The 18,416-nt window shown below is 59.3% G+C and carries 14 protein-coding genes and 1 tRNA gene; 8 read left to right on the top strand and 7 right to left on the bottom strand.

Annotated elements, in window-relative coordinates:
• Positions 1–417, top strand: a 417-nt coding sequence (locus DD236_RS11935; RefSeq protein WP_165819919.1) for an integrase core domain-containing protein, incomplete at its 5' end; no start/stop codon positions are given.
• 28 nt (positions 418–445) lie between these two features.
• Here the strand turns inward: DD236_RS11935 and DD236_RS11930 are convergent.
• Both DD236_RS11930 and DD236_RS11925 read right to left on the bottom strand, forming a co-directional pair.
• A complete protein-coding gene (locus DD236_RS11930; protein WP_109094619.1) occupies positions 446–775 on the bottom strand; it encodes a hypothetical protein in 330 nt (109 codons plus the stop codon).
• A 77-nt stretch (positions 776–852) separates the two neighbouring features.
• Positions 853–1,722, bottom strand: a complete 870-nt coding sequence (locus DD236_RS11925; RefSeq protein WP_109094618.1) for a patatin-like phospholipase family protein — start codon at positions 1,720–1,722, stop codon at positions 853–855.
• 210 nt (positions 1,723–1,932) lie between these two features.
• On the opposite strand from DD236_RS11925, the gene DD236_RS11920 reads away from it, so the two are divergent.
• Positions 1,933–3,225 (top strand): YihY/virulence factor BrkB family protein, encoded by a 1,293-nt coding sequence (locus DD236_RS11920; RefSeq protein ID WP_109094617.1) that lies wholly within the window; start codon positions 1,933–1,935, stop codon positions 3,223–3,225.
• 51 nt (positions 3,226–3,276) lie between these two features.
• Here the strand turns inward: DD236_RS11920 and DD236_RS11915 are convergent.
• Positions 3,277–3,350: transfer RNA gene (locus tag DD236_RS11915), tRNA-Met, on the bottom strand.
• 297 nt (positions 3,351–3,647) lie between these two features.
• Positions 3,648–6,680, bottom strand: a complete 3,033-nt coding sequence (locus DD236_RS11910) for a UPF0182 family membrane protein (RefSeq protein WP_243410313.1) — start codon at positions 6,678–6,680, stop codon at positions 3,648–3,650.
• A gap of 231 nt (positions 6,681–6,911) precedes the next feature.
• Here DD236_RS11910 and DD236_RS11905 point away from each other — a divergent pair, with 231 nt between their 5' ends.
• A complete protein-coding gene (locus DD236_RS11905) occupies positions 6,912–7,448 on the top strand; it encodes a PPA1309 family protein (protein ID WP_109094616.1) in 537 nt (178 codons plus the stop codon).
• A 105-nt stretch (positions 7,449–7,553) separates the two neighbouring features.
• Here DD236_RS11905 and DD236_RS11900 read toward each other — a convergent pair whose 3' ends face one another.
• Positions 7,554–8,657 carry a YlbL family protein gene (locus DD236_RS11900; RefSeq protein ID WP_243410312.1) on the bottom strand — a complete coding sequence of 368 codons (1,104 nt, stop codon included), beginning with the start codon at positions 8,655–8,657 and terminating at the stop codon, positions 7,554–7,556.
• Positions 8,658–8,786: 129 nt separating this feature from the next.
• On the opposite strand from DD236_RS11900, the gene DD236_RS11895 reads away from it, so the two are divergent.
• Positions 8,787–10,259, top strand: coding sequence for a zinc-dependent metalloprotease (locus DD236_RS11895; RefSeq protein ID WP_109094614.1), 1,473 nt, complete (start codon positions 8,787–8,789; stop codon positions 10,257–10,259).
• Positions 10,260–10,439: 180 nt separating this feature from the next.
• On the top strand, positions 10,440–11,483 hold the full coding sequence (locus DD236_RS11890) for a hypothetical protein (RefSeq protein WP_133246104.1): 1,044 nt from the start codon (positions 10,440–10,442) through the stop codon (positions 11,481–11,483).
• On the opposite strand, the gene DD236_RS11885 is transcribed toward DD236_RS11890, so the two are convergent.
• On the bottom strand, positions 11,463–13,448 hold the full coding sequence (locus DD236_RS11885) for an ATP-dependent DNA helicase UvrD2 (protein WP_109094612.1): 1,986 nt from the start codon (positions 13,446–13,448) through the stop codon (positions 11,463–11,465). The two genes, DD236_RS11890 and DD236_RS11885, sit on opposite strands and share 21 nt — an antisense overlap.
• A gap of 131 nt (positions 13,449–13,579) precedes the next feature.
• On the opposite strand from DD236_RS11885, the gene DD236_RS11880 reads away from it, so the two are divergent.
• The gene (locus tag DD236_RS11880) at positions 13,580–13,828 is read left to right on the top strand and encodes a mycoredoxin (RefSeq protein ID WP_109094611.1); all 249 of its coding nucleotides are present in this window, start codon (positions 13,580–13,582) and stop codon (positions 13,826–13,828) included.
• A 17-nt stretch (positions 13,829–13,845) separates the two neighbouring features.
• On the opposite strand, the gene nudC is transcribed toward DD236_RS11880, so the two are convergent.
• A complete protein-coding gene (nudC, locus tag DD236_RS11875) occupies positions 13,846–14,772 on the bottom strand; it encodes an NAD(+) diphosphatase (RefSeq protein WP_165819918.1) in 927 nt (308 codons plus the stop codon).
• 133 nt (positions 14,773–14,905) lie between these two features.
• Here nudC and glgX point away from each other — a divergent pair, with 133 nt between their 5' ends.
• Both glgX and trpS read left to right on the top strand, forming a co-directional pair.
• Positions 14,906–17,131 (top strand): glycogen debranching protein GlgX, encoded by a 2,226-nt coding sequence (gene glgX, locus DD236_RS11870; RefSeq protein WP_243410317.1) that lies wholly within the window; start codon positions 14,906–14,908, stop codon positions 17,129–17,131.
• Between the two features lie 65 nt (positions 17,132–17,196).
• Positions 17,197–18,303, top strand: a complete 1,107-nt coding sequence (trpS, locus tag DD236_RS11865) for a tryptophan--tRNA ligase (RefSeq protein WP_109094609.1) — start codon at positions 17,197–17,199, stop codon at positions 18,301–18,303.
• Positions 18,304–18,416: the final 113 nt, after the last annotated feature.

Below are 18,416 nucleotides of genomic sequence, written 5' to 3'. Positions count from 1 at the left end.
AAAACCACCACACTCGTGACCTCAGCACTGCAACAAGCCTTGTTCATCAGAGCCCGCCACGATAGTGCATTCACTACCAAGGGATTGATTCACCATTCCGATGCGGGATCTCAATACACGTCTCTGGCTTTCTCCAAACAGCTTCACGAGGCCGGGATCACTGGTTCGATCGGGACGGTTGGAGATGCTTACGATAACGCGTTGATGGAATCAACCATCGGTCTTTATAAGACCGAGCTCATCGACTTCCAGAACGCGAGATGGGAAGACTGGAGCCACGTCGAGAGGGCTACGGCCGAGTGGGTGTACTGGTACAACACCCACCGCCTCCACACTGGATGCGGGAATACTCCACCCATCGAATACGAAACCCAGTACCATCAAACACACCAAGGCCACAGCCTCGTGGCCGCCTAACAACAACCTCCACCAACCCCAGGCCGCTTCACGGTTGAAACAATTCACGGAAGGATTGTTTCGCGGAGGCAGGATCGTCGTCGTTTCCCGCTGTAATAATCCGCAACCGCAATACGCGAACGAAGGCACGAAAGAGAATACGAAGTGCGAACCCGCCCACGACGTAATGGGTACGAATGAACCGTGGCGATTCGATTTTCCAGCCGAAGCCAGAGGCGATCCACAAGACAAACATCGTGACCACCACACATGCATCCCACACAAGATAGACAGTGACCAGAAAGAGGATGCGTGGGATTCGCATAAAGCCGGGAACCAGCGACGCGAGAAGAAGTGCCACAAGCAACCACAAGGGCATACTCGCCACCATAAGCAAAGCTAAGATCACGATTCCCGGAGCGATCAGTGCTCGACGCACCCATAACGGGGGAACCCTCACGTGTCATACCCCGCAGTCCGCCTAGAGTGCTCACTGTGTTCTGCAAGGTAAACAGCCGAGGCACGGTAGGCGCGATCGATCCGGGCCCGGGCCTGAGCCACATCCTTGTACGCCATCGGGCCATCATCCTTCTTGAGACGACCACCGCTCGGAAGCACAAAAATCTCCACACCTTCCGGGCAATCTTCCAGATCTTCAAAGAATCGGTGACGTCGCGATATTTCAAATGCCACGCGTGCCGTATCTACCGGTGTTCGTGGGACATCGAGTGGCTCCTCAATCCGGCCCACCTGCATCACATAGATTTCTTTCGCTCCAGCGTTGATAGCGGGAGAAAGAGGAATCGAGTTCACCATGCCACCGTCTATAAAGTGTTCGTCACCCACCTGAGCTGGAGGAAAGAGGCCGGGCACCGCCGTGGACGCGAGCAGCGCCGGGATCACTGGGCCAGAGGCGAAGACGTGCTCCGACGCGCGTTCGATGCTGGCAGCAACCACCTGAAGGGGGACAGCTAAATCTTCGAATGAAACGTCCCCGTTCAAGATCTTCTTTGCCAGTTGGCGAATCGGCTCGGGCGAATTCAGATGGGTGTGAGTCCGTAGGGCGCGACCCGCCTGACTGAAGATGCCCTCTCCGTAAATCGCCGCTGCCTCGGGGGAACTCCATGCTTCGATGAGTGTATCGATCACTTCAAGGGTTGGGTTCTGAGCCAGTGCGGCCGCATTCATCGCTCCCACCGATGTGCCAACCACGAGGTCAGGGTATACACCCCGTTCAAGCAGCGCTTTCAGCATCCCTACTTCAACTGCACCCCGCACACCTCCCCCACCAAATACAAAAGCCGTTGTGGGAGTATAGTCATTCATCTATTGAATCTATCCCATCTAATCTGAGAACGTCACGCCAACTCTCAAGCAACGATAAATCGTTGGACACTTCCCTATAGCTTTGATCCAGCCGCGGTTCGCGGCTGTGACGCTTGGGCGCGAGAAGTGTGAGAAGGCCGCGTTGTGTTTGAGTCTGGCTAGCAAAGGCTCGATTCCTCAGATTGAGCCCTATACCGGTAGCGTGGAGCCATGCTCGTCACAATTGCCACCGCCCTCACCGTGGTGATCGTATGCGCCGTGGCGGTGCGGCGTGTGCCTCTCATTGTCGGGCCCTTACCTCCACCCGCCTCAACGCTCACCGTATTGATAGCAGCAGCGCTCTCCATCGTTGCCGTCAGCGGGATGAACACCGGTGCTGCGCAAACGATTATCGCAGGAATCGCCACGGCTACTGGCGGTACCTTGCTCACCATGATCACCGGGCTCATTGTCAAAGCCGTTGCTAAGCATAGAGAAATTCGCTCACCAATACCCACGGGTCCAAGTATCCGCAAGCGCATTACTGCTCGGGCTGATGCATCACCGTGGCATGTGAGGCAAACAAATGTACTGGCTGCTGTAGTCAGAACAATCTTCCGTGCCGGCGATGTACGAGTAACAGGCCTAGCTGCGGAGATGAGCTACTACGCCCTGATCTCGATCGTCCCCATCACCACGGCGCTGGGAGCCAGTCTCGGCTTCTTGCAGAACATCGTTGGCGCGGCGCAGATCGATCAGATCCGGTCCTCCATCGTCAACGCACTAACCACCGTCTTCTCCCAACAGGTTGCCAGCAACATTCTGGCGCCATTGGTAGATGGGCTTCTGACTGACGGCCGCGGATCAATCGCCATCGGCGCCGGAATCATCACTCTCTATCTGGCAAGCCGAGTCTTTCGGGCTGCGGTGCGAGCCCTAGACGATGCGTATCGCGTGACCTCTCGGCATCACATCGTGGTTCAGTATCTCCTCGGATTCGGCTTCACCATCACCGGTCTAATCACAGTAGTTGTTATTGCCTTCTTGCTGGTTGTGGGCCCTCTTCTGCAGATTGAGGCGCTGGTGGAATGGCTGGGACTGACCACTGCCTTTGAGACCACATGGCGCATTTTACAGTGGCCACTGGTCTTTCTTATCGGCGCTTCCTTCCTCACCCTGCTGTACCGTTACGGACCGAACGTCAAAACCACGTGGAAGCATTGTCTACCGGGAACCGTCTTCGGTATCCTCGGAGTGGTGCTCGTTTCCACCGGGTTCATTTTCTACGTGCAGGAGTTCACTCCTACGGCCATTGATTCTGCCGCAAACGGCGGGGCACTTGTTGCGGCTGCGGGGCAGATGCTGAGTGTCATTCTCGTGTCCGTTCTGTGGCTCTGGCTCGCCAGCATCGCCGTCCTGTTGGGAGGAATCCTGAACGCGGAGCTACACAGCGAGCGCGCAGAAGCCAGCGATGCCGCTCTCTCAGGTACGCCCTCAGAAACCTTGCCTACGGTTGGACAATAACTGCACATACAGAAGGACCGGCACCAACTGGCACCGGTCCTTCTTCATCAGTGGCGGGGGCTGGATTTGAACCAACGACCTCCGGGTTATGAGCCCGGCGAGCTACCGAACTGCTCCACCCCGCGGCGACTCATCTAGTCTACAAACGCCCCCGCTCCCCAGCAACCCACAGCCCCGTGCCACTTCTCACATGAGAATCGGGAACAAACTGAAACGCCTTAAGTCATCCCCGAGCGCACGTCTCTACCCGTAGCCATGAAGCCGGCACCAAGCCAGCGCGGTGCAAAAAGAGTGAGGGCCCCTCCCTACCCTGAGCGCCACAGTTCTACTCGTGGCCGTCAAGGTGTAAAGGGGCCCTCACCAGATCCAATCAGTCGGCTAGCTGAACCATCCAGATCAACCAGGTCAGCTAGCCAACCCGACTAGCCTTCCAGCTCCTGCTTGGCCGCAATCGCATCCTCGATGGCAGCCTGTAGCTCGTCCTGAGCCTTGCCGTAAGCTTCCCAATCGTTGTTCGCCATGGCGTCGCTAGAATCCTGCATCGCCTGGTCGGCCTTGGAAAGGGCGGTATCAAGCTGCTGCTGGGCATCCAGAACGGGTCCGGACGTGGAATCATCTGCCGGCTCCTCGGTCGATTCGTCCGTCGGCTCCTCGGTTGGCTCTGCTGTGGCCTCGTCATCTGGCTCTTCAGTCTCGCCGCCGGTCACGTCTTCCTTCTGCCCGGATACGCCGGCATCGCCCGCCTCGGCACCGGAATCGCCGCCGAAGGTCTGATCGAGTGCCTCTTCGAGGGTGGCTCCGAATCCGATCGGGTTGCCGTCACCGAAGGAGGTCAGAACGTACTGCAGCAACGGGTATGTGGTACCGGAAGATGCGGCCACATAGACGGGCTGGACGTATAGGAGTCCACCGCCAACCGGCAAAGTCAGCAGGTTACCCATCTGGACGTCCGTTCCGCCTTGGCGCAACAAGTTCAGTTCACGCGAGACGGTGGAATCGGTCAGGAAGTTGTTCTGTGCCTGGCCGGGCCCCGGCACCGTGAGGTCGCGAGGCAGCTCGAGCACTCTCAGCTTGCCGTAGCCATCACGCACCTTCCCGGCCTCGTTACCTGCATTAGCATCTGCCGCCATGAATCCTGTCATGACGTTGCGCTTCGTTGTACCACCCGGAATAAAGGCAGTGGAAAGCGAGAACTCGGCACTGTCTTGTTCTGGCATCTGTAGCGTCAGGTAGTACGGCGGTTGCTGCTGCGGATTAGCAGTATCGCCCTCGGTCGGCTCGTTCGGGACGTTCCAGAAATCGCCACCAGAGTAGAACGAGGCAGCATCAGTCACGTGGTACTGAGTCATCAGGGTGCGCTGCACCTTGAACATATCCTCGGGGTAACGCACGTGGGACATGAGATCGCCCGTCATGTCATCTACCGGCGTGAGCATATCTGGGAAGATCTTGCTCCATGCCTTGAGAACGGGATCTTCCTCGTCCCACTGATATAGCGTGACGCTGCCGTCATAGGCATCTACAACGGCCTTGACGGAGTTACGGATGTAGTTGACTTCTTCCGGCTGCCCGAAGGCATCCGAACTGCTCGTCATCGAATCGGATGTGGCACTCTCAAGTGAAGCCCGAGCCGAATACGGATAGTTATTGGAGGTAGTGTACGCATCCACGATCCACACGAGCCGCTTAGGTGTTTCCTCGTTATTATCCATATCCACAACTGCCGGATATGCCTTCGAATCGAGGGTCAGGTATGGAGCTACCTTAGAAACGCGCTCCTGAGGATCACGCGTGTACAGGATCTGTGATTCGCTGGTCACACGGTCTGAGAAGAACATGTCCGTAGAACGGAATTTGATGGAGAACATCAGCTTTTCGAACATGTTGGAGATCGCGGGGCCACCATCCCCCAAGTAGGTCGAATACACAACGCCGTTCTCAGCATCGTCGTCCGGGTAGTCAATCTCCCACGGATCCACATTGTCTGGAGCGCCAACGATCGAGTACTCCGGGACGTTCTGTCCGAAGTACACACGGGGCTCGTAATTCCCCAGTTCGCCGGTGGACGGAATGCCCTTCTGGAAGAACTGTGGAGCGCCACGCGTGGTGGACGTGTTGCCGTAAGCGGCCGCAACGCCGAATCCATGTGTGTACACCGTGTGGTCGTTCACCCAGGTGCGCTGGGAATCGTCCAGCCCGGTGAGGTTCAGCTCGCGCACGGCAATCACCGTGTCGCGTTCAGAATCGTCGATGTTGTAGCGATCAACGGCCAGCTGATCAGCAAACTGGTAGTACTGGCGATTCTGCTGGAGCTGATTAAAGGTTGGGGAAACGATGGTTGGATCGAGCAAACGGATCTGAGCCGTGGCCTGCGCGTCCTCTTGAAGCTGCCCAGCCTCGGCGTCGGTACGCGCCGAATATGTGGTGGTCTCAACATCGTCCAGACCATAGGCATCCAGTGTTGCATCGATATTGCGCTGGATGTAAGGCGATTCCTTCTCCACCGCGTTCGGCGTCACCTGGAAGTTCTGAACAAGTGCCGGGTAGGCCCATGAAACAACCAGCATCGTCACAAGCCCAACGGCGATGCCCGTGCCAGCAAGCTTCCACAGCCCCTTGACGGCAGCCAAGACAAAGAGAATACCAACAAGCAGAGCAACGATCGCCAGTACGGTCCGGCCTGGCAGCGAGGCATTGATGTCAGTGAACGACGCACCGGAGAACTTGTCATTATCCGCCAACAGCATGTTGTATCGGCTCAACCAGAAGAAACCAGCAACAACTACTGATGCCAAGGCGCCGAGCACACCAAAGTGAATTCGCGCCCGCCGCGTCAAAGTTAGCTTTCCGTTATCCTGACTAATTCCTCCGTACAGGTAGTGCATAGCGATAGCCGCGATGAGGGCCAACACAATGAGGGTGGTAGCCAGAGAAAGCAAGGACTGCAGCACCGGCAACGAGAACACGTAGAACGAAACATCCTGGCCGAACTCAGGATCTACCTCCCCGAAAGAGGTGCGGTAGAGCCACATAACGTACGTACGCCACTCCCCTGCTAGCGGGGCACCGAAGATAAGACCAACCACCAGCGGGACAACCAGCCGCACCAGCCACCGGTGCTGTTCTACTTGCTGGCGATACCGCGCGGTACCGCTGGAACTATCCTCGATATCGCCCTTCGGCAGCGCGAGCCGAAGGTTGAGATACACCACGAGACCAACCAGCAATGTCCCGAGCACGCCAAGCGCGATCGCCCAACCCCATTGGGTCCAGAACACGCGCACAGCATCAAGCTGATCAAACCACTTCACCTCCGTCCACACGTTGGCGAAGATAGTGATGGCGAACAGAAGAACCGCCAGAACGATAAGCGTGGGGATGAAGACGTTTCCAAATCCCGAGCTATTGCCCGACCTTTGTGGACGCCGCGGATCTGGCGCGGTAGATGTAGACAAGCCGTTACCTCATTGGTGTCGTTACGTACTGGGCACAAAACCTGCGCCACTCTAGATAAATCTAGCCGACTCAGCGCCCATTTCACAGGCAGCCATACTCCACGTAAGGAGCCGGTTCCAAAGTTTTCGCCGCCACACCGCCGTTACAGTGGGCAAGTACTCAATTTTTTCCGACAACGACGAAACCCATCTCCTCACGCAACCCTCACGCAATCATGAGAAGATTGCTGGGTGACTACACGCCAAGAATCCATCAAAGAAGCAGTCCGAGAGATCGAGCATTACGTTGCCGGGTATGGCTGGGATGGCCCGATCAGAGTATTCGCTCTGATCCGGAGCGCCGAGGCGCTGGCCGATCATCCTGAGCTTTCCGAGGAGCTGCCCGCCGATGTCTCGCTCAATGCGGCGGAAAGCGAAGAATCCCTCTTCTCCGTTGAGCAGGAGGAACTCCCACCCGCCGATTCGGTTGAGTCACTACTCGCTCAGCTTGCATGGCCAGAGGGCGTGGCCGGCGCTGCCGTCACTTGCGAGCGGATCACGCTGCCGCCGGAGGCCGAGGCCGATATTCCGACCGATCCGGCGGAAGCCGAACAATTCTTGGCAACCGACGAGCGCCGCGAGGACGTCCGGATGGCAGTTGGCGTGATGCGCAGTGGCGAATCGTGGTGTGCGTTGCGAATGAAATCGTTTGATGCGGATGATTCGGTGCTGGGGTCAGTGGACTTGGTGCCGGAGCTGGTGGAGGCATTGCGCCACACCTTCGAGTAACCGGGTAATGAGAAAAACCCGAGATTGCGTCAATCCTCGGGGAAAGCACGTACAGGAGTACGTGCTTAGCGCGCTTGGAGCGTGCGGGAGGAAACGTCGTCGGCGTTAATTCTCTGGCGAATCGGCAGCGACCTGCGCACAGGTGGTCAACGAACTCGTATCCCCCGCGCCGATCGCTTCAGTGGCATCGATCGCGTCCTGAAGCGTCCGGATCGAGAAGACCTCCATGCCAGCGGGCTCGTAGCCAACGGTTTCCGCACAATTCGTAGCCGGAGAGAGGAAGTATTCGGCGCCCTCGGAAGCGGCACCCACCATCTTGTGCTGAACGCCGCCGATGGCTCCGACCTCACCGGCGAAGGACATGGTCCCGGTGCCAGCGATCTTGGAGTCGCCTCCCAGCGATCCCTCCGTGAGATCATCGTAGATCGCGAGCGCAAACATCGTACCGGCCGATGGCCCCCCAATGTTCTCAACTCCGTAAGTGACATCCACGGGGAATTCCAGATCGCTCGGCGTGAGGTAAACACCCAGCCGTGAGCCGGGCTGATCCCAGCCGGTGTTGTCCGTTTCGTAGGCCTGCGTGGCGAAGGTCGCCTCCTTGGCCGTGCCGTCCCGGGTGAACCCCACGGTCACGTCGGTTCCCGCTGGGGCGTCCCGGAGAACCGCGGAAAGATCCGAAAATGTGGTGATCTCGGTGGTAGTGCCGTCAACCTCGATACTGGTGAGGACATCGTTTTCGGCAAGCTTGTCAGCGGCGCCCGATGCTTCGTCCGTGCCGGCAACCACGAGAGTCATCGGCACCTCCATGCCCGCGGCCTCCAGCCCCGCAACGGTTCCTGAATCCTGCGAGCTTGTCATCATTGCGGCGTTGCGTTCGTCCACATCGCTGGCAGATTCTTCCTTGGCGTACATGGCGCGGACGGGGATGAGCTGCTGCTCGGCCGAACCGAGGGCAAGAAGCGCTTGCGCGCCGGACACCCCGTAATCCGCATTTCCAAAAGCGCTCACGGTGGTCATATAGAGCTGAGTATCGGAAGAATAGGTATCCGTCCCGGAGATATCGAGGAGCTGGACGCCATCTACATCCCCGGTTACGTCAAGGGCTGGGCCGGCCTGCTCGATCATGAAAGATCCGGGCAACACGAGCGAGACACAGGCCGCGAGTCCGAAGATTCCACCGGAGATGTAGAGGCGACGTTGTTTGAGCACGGTGCCATCATGCCGCATCGAACTGTGAATTCACCAGACGTTCTCAGTGGATGTCACGCCCTCGGCGTATCAGGTGCACGATGTTCTCCGTGACCAGTAGGCTAGAGGCTGGAGAATGAAGGAGGCGTCATGAGCGAAAACTCTGATCAGTGGGAGAAGATGCTCCGGGCGGTCTTGGGGGACGAAGCCGCCGAACAGATCATCGGGCAAATGCGGAGCCAGGGCATTGATCCGGGTGAGCAGATGCAGCAGATGATGGACCCCGCCAACTTCAATCAGGTCGTTTCTCAGGTGCGTGCAATGCTCGGTTCCTCGGGCGAGGGGCCGGTCAATTGGAAGATCGCAGAGCAGGTGGCTCGCGAAACGATCCAACGCGATCACTACGATTCACTTTCCACAACCGAGGGTGATCAGGCACGCTCAAGTCTTCAAACTGCCAATCTGTGGCTGGACCCGGCAACGGATATCGATCCGTGCGGGGGCCCGAGTCAGGCGTGGAATCGGCTGGATTGGCTCGCACACACGCTCCCCACCTTTAGGCGCCTCGTGGAGCCGGTGGGTGAGAACATTTCGCGCGCATTCATCGCCACGATGAGCGAGCAGATGGAGCACGCCCCGGACGAGCTAAAGAACCTGATGGGCGGGGACCCCTCTCAGATGATGGAGTCCATGATTTCCTCGGTCCTCGGGATGCAGTTTGGGTCCGGGCTGGCAGAGCTGGCGTCTCAGGCCTTCGGTACGTCGGATGCAGGACTTCCCCTGGTTGAAGGCGAAACTGCTGCGCTCGTGCCCTCGAATGTGACCGAATTCGGCCGCGACCTTGACGCGGAAGAGAACGAGGTTCTCCTTTTCGTTGCAGTGCGCGAGCAGGCAGCGGCACGGCTGTACTCCCGCGTGCCGTGGTTGCGCCGTCAGGTACTGGACACCGTGGCGGCCTACGCCAGAGAGATTGAGATCGACACGGAATCGATCGAGGAACAAGTGCGCGGGATGAACTTCACCCCGGACAGCATGCAGAATCTGGACCTCGGGAACCTGTTTACTCCGAGCGATACACCCTCACAGGAAGCGTCTCTGGCCCGCCTCGAACACATACTCTCGCTTGTTGAGGGCTGGGTGAGCGCCGTTTCCGCGCGAGCCGTAGCGGCCCAACTCCCCCATGCCGTCCCGCTTGGCGAAATGTTCTCACGTCGCTCCGCCACGAATTCTCCGGTAAATCTCGTGTTCGGATCACTCGTTGGGCTGGACCTCAAGCCGCGTAAGATTCGTGAGGCGGCGGCGTTCTGGCGTATGGCGCTGGACCGTTTGGGTATGGAGGAGCGGGATCACCTGTGGTCTCACCCAGATCTTCTGCCCACTGCTGACCATCTCGAAGAACCTGAGTCCTTTTTCGAAATGTCCGAGCCGAGTGAGGTTGAGGCCGAACTGGACGCCTTCTTGGAGGAGCTCCTGGGCGGCACCGATTCCGAGGCCCCGCACGAGCCCGCCTTCGGCGAAGGGTCCCCCGAGTCCGAGGATAAGGGCGAGTTTGGGGATACCGGTACGTCCGAGGATAAGGGCGACGACGGCAACACCCCACCCGAGCAGCCCGCCAACTCATAGCTATCGAGCAACCCACCCCCGATCAACCTGCTCCCGGGATTGCGTCAAAACTGGGGAATGGCCCTGTATGGCGAGCGCCTATCACAGATTGATGCCGGACGCTGAACCTATGCACAGCTGGGGAGAAAACTGCCTCGCGGTAGCACCAGCGGTCTAGCCTTCAGATCATCAGGACGTGATGTGGGGGAACAGATGCGGATTATCCCGGAGTTGGGCGTCTACTGGCGCGATCGCGACACGATCCAAGTGGGCCTGGATCCAAGGGTCGGCGCGATCATCGAGGGGCTGACGCACCAAGAGCAGGAATTCGTCTCACTCCTTACTCAGGAGCGGACCGTCACGGAGCTCCACCCGGTGGCCGAAGCGTACGGCATGAGTTCTTCCCGGTTGGCGGAGATTCTCGGAATGCTCGCCCGGGCCGGGCTTCTCGAAGGAACCGATGCGCCGGCTCCTACCCGGCACAATGCCACCAATGACAGGACCGTGTGGCGAGTGCACATCGATAATCTTGACGCGCTCGGAACCGCAATCGCGCTCAAGCTCGCAGAAAACGGCATCTCGCATCTCAGTTTCGCTGACGGGGCTGCGGTTTCGCGACTGGACCACCCGCTGATGTGGCCCCGATGGGATGGCTTGTCACGGACGCGGGCAATGACAACGCTACTACGCCAGTACTCTCCCCACGTGGATGTGACAGGCGATGGCACACCAGACGTTGCGGTGGTGACGGGTTCACGGCTCATCCTTGCCTCGGCCACGGAACGTTGGATGGAAGAGGACATCCCGCACCTGCTGGCGTGGACGGAGGATATCGATACCTGTGTGGGCCCACTTGTAGAACCACACCGATCGGTGTGCGCGAGTTGTCTCCACGAGAGCCGCCTTGAGCAGGACGATGCATGGGGCTTTCTGGCGGCGCAGGCGCGGGCCGGTTCTCCTCCCCATCTGAGCAGCGATACCCGCGATCTTTCGGCCAGCATCGCGGCCCGCACGATACTCAGCCTGCTCGATGGTCACGGTAATCCCCTCCATGATTCCCAGTGGAGGGTGCCGCCGCTGCCCACGTTTCCGTTCCTCGCTTCTCACCCGCCTCACCCGCGCTGCGGGTGTACGTCTTACGCGGCCATGGTGAACGCCTTGACGAGCGCGTTACCCGCCGCTGCGGGCCAGCGGTCTCAGCTTCGAGCGGTTGAGGGCCCGGAGCTATCCGTTGACGATATCTAGAACTTCCTCGCCCCATGCCTCGAGTTTTGTGGAGCCAATTCCCTTGATCCGTCCGAGCTGCTGAATACCGGCTGGCTTGGCAATCGCGATGGCCCTAAGTGTTGTGTCATGGAAAACGGTGTAGGCCGGGCGCTCCAATTGGGTTGCCTTGGCGCTGCGCCATTGGACCAGGCGCTCCAGTAGTTCTACATCTTCGGGGTGGTCCCTCGTAAAGTCGGTACGCGCTTGGGCCTTCCTGCGCCGGTAGTCCGTAGTGCGTGATACCTTCTTCTCCGGTGCCGGCCAGATGCCGTCCAAGAACCGTGTCACCTTGCGGTTAGCGCGGGAGCCGTTGCCCTTGGCATAGGAGACCTGAAGGTGCTGCTTCGCCCGGGTAATCCCCACGTAAAGCAGCCGGCGCTCTTCAGCCGTGCCTTCCTCACCCTTGGCCAACGAGATAGGCATGAGCCCCTCGCTCATCCCGGCCAAGAACACGGCTTCCCATTCCAAACCCTTTGCTGCGTGGAGGGAGGAGAGGGTCACGCCGTCCATCTCCGGAGCGTTTTGCATGAGTGCTCGCTCTTCGAGCTCCTGCACGAACTCGGTGATTCCAGCCCCGCGCTTCGCCTGCATCTCCTTGGCGAGTGAGAGCAGAGCGTTGAGCGCGTCCCACCGCTCACGGGCTGCACCGGCTTGATCCGGCGCCTCATCACGCCATCCCATCTGCCGCAGCACGGTGCGCACAACGTTGGGCAGATCGCCCTCGGCTCCCGAGCGGGCCGCCGCCCGCATTGCCACCATCGCCTCGCGCACCTCGCGCCGCGAGAAGAAGCGTTCGGAGCCGCGCACAGAGTATCCAACCCCCGCCTGAGCCAAAGCGGCCTCAAACTGGGCAGACTGTGCGTTGGTGCGGTACAGAATCGCCATGTCTTGAAGCGGGATGCCCTGTTCTTTGAGGGTCAGGATCTCGCCGACGATGCCGGAGGCCTCGCCTTCATCGTCCGGGTACTCTTTCCACTGCACTGGAACGGAGGAAGGTAGCTGAGAGGACAGGCTCACCGCCCCCTCGGAACGGTCGGCAGCGATCACCTGATTGGCGGCCTCAACGATCTGTGGAGTGGACCGGTAGTCCCGATTGAGTTCGATTACTCTGGCCTTGGGAAACTCCTCGGTGAACCGTGCCAGATAGTGCGAGCGTGCGCCCGTGAAGGAGTAAATCGTCTGCGAGACGTCCCCCACCACGCAAAGTTCCTTGCGATCCCCCAACCACAACTGGAGCAATCGGTGCTGGAGCGGGGAAACGTCCTGGAACTCGTCCACCACGAAGTGGCGGTACTGATCCCGGATTTGGCGCGCCACGTCGGGGCGATCCAGCATAATTCCCACGAGAAGAAGAAGAACATCCTCGAAATCAATAACGTGGCGTTCCGTCTTGACATCCTCATACAGCCTTAGGAGAGCCGGGATCTCATGGGGAGAATGCCCTGCGATCTCACCGTGGCCAGCGCTTGCGGCACGTTCCACGTAGTTGTCAGGTGAGACCAGCGAAACCTTCGCCCACTCGATTTCCGCCGCCAGATCCCGAACCGCGACCCGATCAACGGGCATGCCCAGCTCGCTTGCCGCCTGAGAAACCAAGGCAACCTTGTGCTCGGCAATGGGAGGGATGGTCCCTCCCACCGCGGTCCCCCAGAAGAAGGAGAGCTGACGCAGGGCCGCCGCATGGAAGGTTTGAGCGGACACGCCGCTCACCCCCAGATCCCGCAATCGCGAGCGCAGCTCCCCCGCTGCCCGCGAGGTAAAGGTAACCGCAAGAACATGACCTGGAGCAAATGCCCCCGAATGCACGCCGTAAGCGATGCGGTAGGTAATCGCGCGGGTCTTGCCAGTGCCTGCTCCGGCCCGAACGCACACCGGACCGTTCAAGCTCCTCGCCACCTCACGCTGCTCGGGATCTAGATGATCGAGCAATTCTTCTACCTTCATCGAACCTCCTGCCTTAAGTCTCCCACGGCCCTCCACCACCCCAAAGCGCCAGCCAACTCCATTAGGCTGGGCCGTTCACTGATCGAATAGAGATCTGTTTATATGGCCCCAGCCCGCCCTAGACTGGCCCCATGAGTGATTTCACGCTGTATTCCACAACATGGTGCTCTTACTGCAAGAACCTCAAACGGCAGTTGGACAAGTCGGGCATTACGGACTTCGCCGAGGTGAACATCGAGGAAGATCCGGCCGCAGCCACCCGTGTTGAGGGCTTCAACGGCGGGAACCAGACGGTTCCGACCCTTGAGTTCTCCGATGGAACGGCCCTGACCAACCCGAGCCTAGCTCAGGTCAAGGAAAAGCTGGCCGCGCTTGGCTGAGCGCCGGGAACTTACGCCTATCGCCCCAAGATATCGGTAAAGCTCTCCCCCAGCCATGACTGAATGAGGCTGGCCGCCACAGAGGTGGGGCTGGGCAGCTGGATCTCTTGAGTGCGTAGAGCATCGCTGAGTTCGTTGCGGGTAAAGAAGCGGGCGTCGGCCATCTCCTTGCCATCTACGGCGATGTCACCGGCCTCGGCATCTGTCCAGCCGTCGAAGGCGAGCATGAGGGAGCGTGGGAACGGCCACGGCTGGGAGCCGAAGTAGCGCAGTTCACCTACTTTGAGGTGGGCTTCCTCGAATACTTCGCGGCGCACGGCCGCTTCGAGGGTCTCCCCCGCCTCCACGAATCCGGCTAGGACGGAGTACTTGCCCGGTCCCCACGCGGAGTTACGCCCGAGTAAAAGGCGGTCCTGCGGATCATGAATGGCCATGATGACGGCCGGGTCCGTACGTGGGAACTGCAGGTGGTTATTGGGGCAGACCATTTCCCAGCCACTACCAGAAACTTCGAGGGGCTGCCCGCAGTCCGGGCAGAACTTTGCCTTTTGCCGCCACTGAACCACTGCCACGCCGCTGACCGCCAGAGTGGTGTCCAAATCTTCCCATTCGTGTGCCCAATATCGGATCGGACGCATCGTGGGATGATCGGTAGCCTGGACGTCTTGCTCGGTAACCAAGCCCGTAGCATCGCAGGCGAAGTAGTGGCGCCCCGAATCTTTACCCAGATAGACGGCACTACGGCTGCCCCATTCTGCGGCCTGCTCGCGTGTGAGAATCAAGATGCGCCCGGGAGCTTCCGGATCGATCGCCACGGATTGCCCTGCCACAAGAATGAATCGGGCATCGGGAGAATTTCGCGCTTTGGCCAGCGCTGATGGGTTATTTCTGGTCAGCTCGTCACGGTCAATCGTTCCTCGTGCGAGGTTTAAGTCATGGAACACGGCACCCTCCTCGTCATAGGGTAACCACATCTTGAGCTCTCGGTGCGGCTAGCCATAATGTGGTGCTCGTCTTACGTAGGGCGTTGCGTGTGCCACCGCGCTCTCAAACTGGGATAATGCCAGAGTGACAGATATGGATCAGGACGTGCTACCCGGAACTCGCTACGTTGCCGAGGAACCGGGACCAGCCGCAATGCCCATAAATTCGCCTGTGCGTCTAGGAGCCCATCTCACTGATGGTGGCGCCGATTTTTCGGTGTTGGCTCCGCACGCTTCCGCGGTTACGTTGTGTTTGTTTTTGAACGACGACGACGGATCGACCATCGAACGGCGCTATGCCATGAACCCGTGCAAGCTGGGATATTGGCGTGCCCATATTCCGGGCGTTCGGGCCGGTACAGAGTATGGCTACCGTGTGGATGGCCGCTGGGCACCCGAGCTGGGGCTGCGGCACAATCCGGCGAAGCTCCTGCTGGATCCATACGCGCAAGCAATTACTCAGTCACCCGTTCTTGGCCCCGAGCTTTACGGTCATCAGGTTGACGAGGACCTGAGCCCCACGATGATTCCGCTAGAACCTGACGCGAGGGATTCTGCTGGCTCCATGGCACGCGGCGTGGTGCTGGACGAAGCTCCGGACGTCACCGATCATCCCTTTGTCGCGTGGGAAGATACCGTGATTTATGAGGCTCATCTCAAGGGCCTGACGAAGCTCCTGCCAGACGTACCCGAGGAACTGCGCGGAACGTACGCGGGCATGGGGCATCCCGCTACCGCGGCCTACCTCAAGAACCTTGGCGTGACTTCAGTGGAGCTACTGCCAATTCATGCCTCGATGGCCGAACCATTCCTTCAGGCTAAGGGGCTTTCCAATTATTGGGGGTACAACACCCTTTCCTTCTTTGCTCCCGAACCGAGCTACGCAACGAAAGCCTCGCAAGAATCCAGCCCGGCGGCCGTTTTGAACGAGGTCCGCGACATGGTGAAGAATCTCCATGAGGCGGGTCTGGAAGTCATTCTCGATGTGGTTTACAACCACACGTGTGAGGGCGGGGCGGATGGCCCGATGGTCTCCTGGCGCGGGCTCGATCAAAGGTCGTATTACCTCTTTGAACAGGACGATCCTTCACAGTTCTTCGACACCACGGGCTGCGGCAACTCGCTGGATTTCCGGCGGCAAAAGGTTGTGCGGCTCGCGCTTGATTCCCTGCGCTATTGGGTGCAGAAGATGGGCGTGGACGGCTTCCGGTTTGACCTCTCGGTCACGCTTGGACGCAACGGCAAGCACTTCGATACTCATCATCCGTTCTTTGTGGCTCTGACCACCGATCCGGTTCTAGGTAACGTCAAGCTCATTAACGAGCCCTGGGATCTGGGCCCCAACGGCTGGCAGACCGGCAGATTCATCTCCCCAACGGCGGATTGGAACGATCACTTCCGCGACACGGTTCGAGCCTTCTGGGTTGCTCAGCCGCGTTCCTTGATGGGAGGGGGAACCGGCGGCGATATCCGCGATCTAGCAACGCGGCTTTCAGGATCCGCCGATCTCTTCAGTCATGGCAGGATTCCGGGTGGCCGCGGGCCGTCGTCGTCAATCAACTTCGTCACCGCCCACGACGGGTTCACGATGCGGGACCTAGTGTCCTACAACAATAAACGCAACGACGCCAATCTGGAATCCAATCGGGACGGGACCAATGACAATAAGTCATGGGATCACGGACACGAGGAGGGTGAGGTTCAGGCCCCGCGCGCGGTTCGCGAGCGGCGTCAGCAAACCCTGCGCAATCTCATGGGCACCCTCATTCTGTCCGCGGGAACGCCAATGATTACGGCGGGCGATGAGATCGGCCGCACCCAGAACGGCAACAACAACTCCTACTGCCAAGACAATGAGATCTCTTGGGTGAACTGGGATCTTGAGCAGTGGCAGACGGACCTGCATGACACGGTGGCCTACCTGCTGAAGATTCGATCCAAGCACAAGGTTCTGCGCCCCGATCATTTCTATACGGAGGGACTGGCCGCGGCAGAGAACGTGGGCGATCTGGAATGGTTCGATGCCGAGGGCGCAAACATGCCCGAGCACAAGTGGTTTGACTCCAAGAGGCGCATCGTCCAGATGCTCCGCAGCGGCCGGGGTGTTGATGGAGACGCACTGATCGTAGTGAATGGCTCGCTTGACCGTACCGAAGTATGCCTTCCTAATGGGCGCGAGACTTCCTTTGAGCTCCTGTGGGATTCTAGCTGGCCGTCTCCGCGTTCAACCCACCCGGTTTACGCCCCGAATGCGATGACCAGCCTAGAGCCGCTGTCCATCCAGTTGTATCTTTCCCAGCCAGAGCACGTCTGGCCCTAGGGGCCTACTACTCACTTGAGGGCGCCACGCCCACCGGTCCAAGATCCACACGTGTAAAGGAAATCATGACTCAGAACATCGGGGACGCCCTCGAAAACTCAACCAGCCAAGCCTCCCTCGCTCACTCCCGCAAGATCAGCGAGAAGATCGAGCAGGCGATTAAGGAAGATGCGACACAGTTCCGCGTTCTTACAGGCGATCGGCCCACTGGCAACCTGCACATCGGCCACTACTTCGGCTCATTGCAAAACCGGCTGCGCCTGCAGGAAGCCGGCGTAGATACGTGGGTACTTGTTGCGGACTATCAGGTGATCACGGACCGCGACGGCGTGGGTCCGATCAAAGATCGCGTGTACTCGCTCGTGACCGATTACCTTGCTCTGGGAATCGATCCGAAACGCTCAACGATTTTTGCTCATTCCCAGGTTCCCGCGCTCAACCAGCTGATGCTTCCGTTCCTTTCCCTAGTGACGGACGCCGAGCTGCGTCGCAACCCCACGGTCAAGTCTGAGCTTGAAGCCACGGATGGACGCCCAATGTCCGGCCTCATGCTCACCTACCCAGTCCATCAGGCTGCGGATATTCTGTTCTGCAAGGCGAACCTTGTACCGGTGGGCAAGGATCAGCTCCCTCACCTCGAGCAGGCGCGCGTGATCACCGATCGCTTCGATGCCCGTTACGGGCGGCCCAAGGGCTCCGATAAGCGCGTGTTCCCGCGTCCGCAGGGTCTGCTTTCCAACGCAGAAATGGTTCTGGGGCTAGACGGCACCAAGATGAGTAAGTCCAAGGGCAACACCATCGAACTACGTATGAGCGCCGATGAGACGGCCAAGCTAATCAAGAAGGCCGTGACAGATTCAGACCGTCACATCAGCTTCGATCCGGTGAACCGGCCCGAGGTGGCCAACCTACTCACGCTCATCAGCCTGTGCACGGGCCAGCCTCAGGTAGAGATTGCGGACGAAATCGGCGATGGCGGGGGCGGCACGCTCAAGAAGATGCTGACCGAGGCGCTCAACGAGCATCTAGCTCCCTTCCGGGCACGCCGGGCCGAACTGGAGGCTAACCCGGGCTATATCGTAGAGGTTCTCCACGAGGGCATCGCGCGCGCCAATGCACAGGCCGATGCCACTCTGGCGGAGGTTCGCTCCGCGATGAACATGGTGTATTGATCTAGCTACGGCCGGAATTCGGCTGCAGATGAGCTCTAAACCACATAGGCTGTTCGCGTGAGCATTAACGAGCATGTCCAGCCCCTGTCCACTGGCCGTCCAGCGCCTGCCCC

The organism is Ancrocorticia populi, assembly GCF_003123745.1.
Classification (GTDB): domain Bacteria; phylum Actinomycetota; class Actinomycetes; order Actinomycetales; family Actinomycetaceae; genus Ancrocorticia; species Ancrocorticia populi.
This window is presented reverse-complemented; position numbering and strand designations above follow the sequence as displayed.